Here is a 5,427-nt window from a genome sequence, read left to right as displayed (position 1 = left end):
GGCCGGCCGGCCGGGCGCCGCCGCCCCCGCCGCGCCCCGGCCGACCGGCCGCTCGACGCGGGCCGGACCGCGGAGGCCGTGGCCCGGCTCCTCGACGACGCCCAACGCCCCGCCGGCCCGCCGCGGTCGCGGCCGCTCACCCCCGGTGGAGCGCGTCGAGCCGGCCGAGCTCGGCCGCGGACAGCCGCAGCGCGCCGGCCGCGACGTTGGCCACCAGGTGCTCCGGGTCCCCGGTGCCCGGGATGGCCAGCACGTGCGGACCGCGGTGCAGCGTCCAGGCCAGGCGGACCTGCGCGGGAGAGACCCCGTGCGCCCGGGCCACCTCCAGCACCCCGGCAGGCCCCGGCTCACCCGCCCCCGCCCGCCGCCCCGCCCCCGGCCGCCCGTCCGCCTCCTGCGGCTCGCCTGCCGTCGGCCGCCCGCCCACCCCGTACTGCCCGTCCCGGCCCGCGAGCGCGTAGAACGGGACGAAGGCCACGCCCTGCTCGCCGCACAGGTCGACGAACGCGTCCTGCTCGGGCCGCACCCCCAGGCCGTACATGTTCTGCACGCACACCACCGGCGCGACGGCTCGGGCCTCGGCCAGCTGGTGCGGCAGGACGTTGGACAGGCCCAGCTGCCGGACCAGCCCGGCGGTGCGCAGCTCGGCCAGCGCGCCGAACCGCTCGGCGACCGAACCGCCGCCCACCACCCGGAGGTTGACCAGGTCCAGGTGGTCGCGGCCGAGCTGGCGCAGGTTCTCCTCGACCAGGCCGCGCAGCTGCTCCGGGCGGGCGTGCGGCAGCCACGCCCCCGACGGGTCCCGGGGCTGCCCGACCTTGGTGGCGATCACCAGGTCGTCGGGGTACGGGGACAGCGCCCGGTTGATCAGCTCGTTGGCCGAGCGGAGCGGCGAGAAGTAGAAGGCGGCGGTGTCGATGTGGTTCACGCCGAGCTCGACGGCCCGGCGCAGCACGCCGACCGCCTGGGCGCGGTCGCGGGGCAGCGCGCCGGGCACCAGCGCCGGGCCGCGCTGGGCCAGCCGCATCGCGCCGAAGCCGACCCGGTTGACGGTCAGGTCGCCCAGGGTCCAGGTGCCCGCCGCGGCGGCGTCGACCACCCGCCCGGCCGGGGACGGCGGGACGGGGGAGGGGAGAGAGTCCATGCCGGGAATGGTCGTCCGCCCGCTACAGTGGCGGCCATCGATTCGGGAATGCCCGAATCTAGTCCGGTCCGGTCCGGTCCGGTCCGGAGCGGGGGAGGGGTGCGGTGGCCGAACTGCTCTTCCCGGCCCGGGACGTGGCCCGGGTCCGGTTCGCGGTCTCGCCGATGTGGCAGCTCACCACCGGCCACCGCCTGTCGGCCTCCGGCACGGCGGACCGGGTGCACCGCAGCTGGCTGGCGCAGGTGCGCCCCCGGACGGCCGCCGCCGGACTCGACCGCGGCTGGCTCGCCGAGCTGCTCCCGCCCGACAGCGGGTACGTGCCGGACTTCCTCAACCCCGCGCCCGCCGGACCGGCCCCGACCCTGGCGGAGGAACTGGCGGCGATCGCCGCCACCCCCGCCGAGCGGATCCGCGCCGACCTCGACCACCTGCGCCACCACCGGGGCGGCGCCGGCCCCCGGGCGCGCGCCCTGCACGCCGACCCGGCCGCCCGGCTGCCGCACCTGCTGCGGGAGGCCGAGCGGTACTGGGAACTGGCGCTCGCCCCGTACTGGCCGCGGATCCGGGCGCTGCTGGAGGCGGACGTCTTCCACCGCGCCCGGCAGGCCGCCCGGCACGGCACCGACCGCCTGCTCAACACCCTCCACCCGCAGGTCAGTTGGGACGGAACCGGGCTGCACCTGGCCCGCCGGGCCCGGACCCTGGCCCGGCACGCGGCCGGGGGCGGACTGCTGCTGGTCCCCACCGCCTTCAAGGGCCCGGGCCTGTCCACCCGGATCGCCCCGCCCGACCCGCCGCAACTGGCCTACCGGGCCCGCGGCACCGGCCGGCTCTGGGAGCCGCGCACCGCCCCCGCCACCGACGCGCTGGCCGCCGTCCTGGGCCGGGCCCGCACCCGGCTGCTGGTCGAGCTGGACACCCCCGCCGCCACCGCCGAACTGGCCCGCCGCACCGGCTTCTCCGCGGCCCACGTCTCCGAGAACCTCACCGCCCTGCGCGAGGCCGGGTTCGTCACCTCGCACCGGGCCGGGCGCACCGTCCTGCACGCCCGCACCGAGGTCGCCGAAACCGTCCTCCGGGCAGCCCGCTGACCCCGGCCGGGAGCGGGACCGTTGCGGACCGGCCTCAGCGGCGGACCAGCACGCCCTCCTCGACGGCGGCCAGGACGTCCTTGAGGACGGTGTTGAGCAGTTCCGCCGTCGTCCCGGGGATCCGGGCGACGATGCCGGCGTGCGCGGCGGTGACCGCGCGCACGGCCGCCTCGGCGCTCTCCACGCCCCGGGGCGTCAGGCGGACCCAGGAGCTGCGGCCGTCACCGGTGTCGGCCTCGCGGGAGACCAGCCCGGCGGCGCCGAGCCGCTTGAGGACGTTGCTGGTGCCGCCGGAGGACAGCAGCAGGGCGCCGGTCAGCTCGGTGGGCCTGAGCCGGTAGGGCTCGCCCGCCCGGCGCAGCACCGCGAGCATCCCGTACTCGGCCTGGGTCAGCCCCAGCCGCTCCAGCTCCCGGGCGGCGACCTCGTCGAAGGCGGCGGTCAGCAGCGCGCTGCGCTTGGCCAACTCCAGGGGCAGGCCCGCGATCTCGGGCAGCTGGACGTGCCAGGCGGTGATGATCTCGTCGACGTGGTCCGGTCCGGACACGGCCGCCCCCTCCTTCCGTCGCCACGGCGCGCTCGCCGGGTCGGGCCCTCCAGGGTAGCCCAGCGCACGGCCGCGCCGAGGGGCCGGACGCGCCCCGGCCTCCGCTGTTGCCCGCCCGGCGGGGGAGGGGCTATGTTCAATCTCAGCAGAAAGCTTTCTGAATAGCTTTCTCATGACTCACTTGGGGAGTGATCATGCAGGCTCGAATCGCCGTCGCCTACCACAGCGGATACGGACACACCGCCAAGCAGGCCGAGGCGGTCGCCGCGGGCGCGGGCAAGGTCGAGGGCACCGAGGTGCGGCTGCTCCCGCTGACCGAACTGGACGACGAACTGTGGCGCGCCCTCGACGAGGCCGACGCGATCGTCTTCGGCTCGCCCACCTACATGGGCGGCTCCAGCGCCGTCTTCCGGACCTTCGTCGAGGCCACCTCGCAGGTCTGGGGCGACGGCATGCGCTGGAAGGACAAGATCGGCGCCGGCTTCACCAACAGCGGCAACATGGCCGGCGACAAGCTGCACACGCTGACCGACATCGCGCTGTTCGCCGCCCAGCACGGCATGATCTGGGTCGGCCTGGCCGAGTACGGCGGCTGGAACACCTCCACCGGCAGCGCCGAGGACCTCAACCGCCTCGGCAGCTGGCTCGGCGCCATGTCCCAGTCCAACAACGACCAGAGCCCCGAACTCACCCCCACCGCCTCCGACCTGCGCACCGCCGAAGCCCTCGGCCGCCGCGTCGCCGAGATCACCCGGGTCCAACTCCGCGGCCGCACCACCGAGCCCGCCCCGGCCGCGGCCTGACCCGCTCCGACCCGGCGGGGGCCGGGTGCGCCGGCACCCGGCCCCCGCCGCCCCGGCCGTTCCGACCCGCCGCACGAAGATCATCTGTCCGTGGTTCGGGCAACCCGGCGGCCCCCGCGCGCTTTGGAGGATGATCCGGGGATCGAGCTGATGATCGGTGAGAAGGACTGAAGACCCACCATGACCTCCCCTGCTGACGCCCCCACCGGGCAGCCCGCCCTGCCCGGTGCCATCGACGGCCCCCGCCTCGCGGCCCTCGCCGCCGAACACGGCACCCCGCTGTGGGCGTACGACGCGCAGACCATCCGCGACCAGATCGCCAAACTGCGCTCCTTCGACGTGATCCGCTTCGCGCAGAAGGCGTGCTCCAACATCCACATCCTGCGCCTCATGCGCGAGGAGGGCGTCCTGGTCGACGCCGTCTCCGAAGGAGAACTCGAACGGGCCCTGCTGGCCGGCTACCGGGTCGGCGGCCCGGACGAACCCGTCGTCCTCACCGCCGACCTGCTCAGCCGCAGCGCCCTGCACCGCGTCGTCGAACTCGGCGTCCCGGTCAACGCCGGCTCCCCGCAGATGCTCGACCAGGTCGGCCGCCTCTCGCCCGGCCACCCCGTCTGGATCCGGGTCAACCCCGGCTTCGGCCACGGCCACAGCCGCAAGACCAACACCGGCGGCGAGCACAGCAAGCACGGCATCTGGCACGAGCACCTGGACGAGAGCCTCGAACTCGTCGACCGCCACGGCCTGGACCTGATCGGCCTGCACATGCACATCGGCTCCGGCGTGGACTACGGCCACCTGGAGAACGTCTGCGAAACCATGGTCAAGCAGGTCCTGGTCACCGGCCGCGACGTGCGCGCCATCTCCGCCGGCGGCGGCCTCTCCGTCCCCTACGGCCCCGGCGAGCAGGAAGTCGACACCGACCGCTACTTCCGGCTCTGGGACTCCGCCCGCCGGGAACTCGCCGACCGCCTCGGCCACCCCGTCCGGCTGGAGATCGAACCCGGCCGCTTCCTGGTCGCCGGCTCCGGCGTGCTGACCGCCGAGGTCCGCGCCCAGAAGGCGGTCGGCAGCAACTGGTTCGTCCTCTCCGACGCCGGTTTCAACGACCTGATGCGGCCCGCCATGTACGGCAGCAACCACCGGATCTCCGTCCTCGACGGCGACAGCGGCGAACCCCGCACCACCGACCCGGTGGACACCGTCGTGGCCGGCCCGCTCTGCGAGTCCGGCGACGTCTTCACCCAGTCCGAGGGCGGCCTGGTCCACTCCGTCCCACTGCCGCGCACCGAAACCGGCGACCTCCTGGTCTTCCACGACGCGGGCGCCTACGGCGCGAGCATGTCCTCCACCTACAACTCCCGCCCGCTGATCCCCGAGGTCCTCGTCGACGGCCCCGAGGCCCGCCTCGTCCGCCGCCGCCAGAGCATCGCCGACATGCTCGCCACCGAGACCGACCTCCCGGCCTGACCCGGCCCCCGCCCCTCCCCCCCCGACCGACCGGCCCGGGGGAGGGGCGACGGCAGCAACCGGCCCGGCACCGGTCCTGGTACGCCCCGGCCACCGTCCCCGCGGTCCTCCTCCGGACCGTCCAAGTGACCGAAGAGAAGATCACCAACCCCGTCATCGTCCCCGGCGGCGGCCCCACGGGCTACATGGCTGCCCCACCGCTGTACGCCCTCGCCGCCCTGACCCGCCTGCCCCTGCCACTGCGCCGGGCCCGCACCCGGAACAAGCCGCAACACCACCCCACGCCCCGCCCTCACAGCCCTCCCACAGGGCCCGGTCCGGGCCGCCCCGCTCGCCGCCCAACTGCCAGCCGGACGACCCACCCACCGCGTT

At 75.6% G+C, this 5,427-nt stretch carries 5 protein-coding genes; 3 read left to right on the top strand and 2 right to left on the bottom strand.

Features of this window, described 5'->3' with window-relative positions:
* Positions 1-136: 136 nt before the first annotated feature.
* Complete coding sequence (locus ABD345_RS37160) at positions 137-1,144, bottom strand: aldo/keto reductase (protein ID WP_344558858.1); 1,008 nt, start codon at positions 1,142-1,144, stop codon at positions 137-139.
* Positions 1,145-1,248: 104 nt separating this feature from the next.
* On the opposite strand from ABD345_RS37160, the gene ABD345_RS37155 reads away from it, so the two are divergent.
* Positions 1,249-2,235, top strand: a complete 987-nt coding sequence (locus ABD345_RS37155) for a DUF5937 family protein (protein WP_344558856.1) — start codon at positions 1,249-1,251, stop codon at positions 2,233-2,235.
* Between the two features lie 34 nt (positions 2,236-2,269).
* On the opposite strand, the gene ABD345_RS37150 is transcribed toward ABD345_RS37155, so the two are convergent.
* Positions 2,270-2,782 carry a MarR family winged helix-turn-helix transcriptional regulator gene (locus ABD345_RS37150; protein ID WP_344558855.1) on the bottom strand — a complete coding sequence of 171 codons (513 nt, stop codon included), beginning with the start codon at positions 2,780-2,782 and terminating at the stop codon, positions 2,270-2,272.
* Between the two features lie 194 nt (positions 2,783-2,976).
* Here ABD345_RS37150 and ABD345_RS37145 point away from each other — a divergent pair, with 194 nt between their 5' ends.
* Both ABD345_RS37145 and lysA read left to right on the top strand, forming a co-directional pair.
* A complete protein-coding gene (locus tag ABD345_RS37145) occupies positions 2,977-3,585 on the top strand; it encodes a flavodoxin family protein (RefSeq protein WP_344558854.1) in 609 nt (202 codons plus the stop codon).
* 180 nt (positions 3,586-3,765) lie between these two features.
* Positions 3,766-5,055 carry a diaminopimelate decarboxylase gene (gene lysA / locus ABD345_RS37140; RefSeq protein WP_344558852.1) on the top strand — a complete coding sequence of 430 codons (1,290 nt, stop codon included), beginning with the start codon at positions 3,766-3,768 and terminating at the stop codon, positions 5,053-5,055.
* The last annotated feature ends 372 nt before the right edge of the window (positions 5,056-5,427 follow it).

It is taken from the genome of Kitasatospora saccharophila, assembly GCF_039529925.1.
GTDB classification, from domain to species: Bacteria; Actinomycetota; Actinomycetes; order Streptomycetales; family Streptomycetaceae; genus Kitasatospora; species Kitasatospora saccharophila.
The sequence above is the reverse complement of the archived record's forward strand: the minus strand, read 5'-3'. Positions and strand labels throughout refer to the sequence as shown.

Coding starts and splice junctions, on each gene's coding strand:
- ABD345_RS37160 (WP_344558858.1), bottom strand. CDS start 1,144: ATGGACTCTCTCCCCTCCCCCGTCCCGCCGTCCCCGGCCGGGCGGGTG.
- ABD345_RS37145 (WP_344558854.1), top strand. CDS start 2,977: ATGCAGGCTCGAATCGCCGTCGCCTACCACAGCGGATACGGACACACC.
- lysA (WP_344558852.1), top strand. CDS start 3,766: ATGACCTCCCCTGCTGACGCCCCCACCGGGCAGCCCGCCCTGCCCGGT.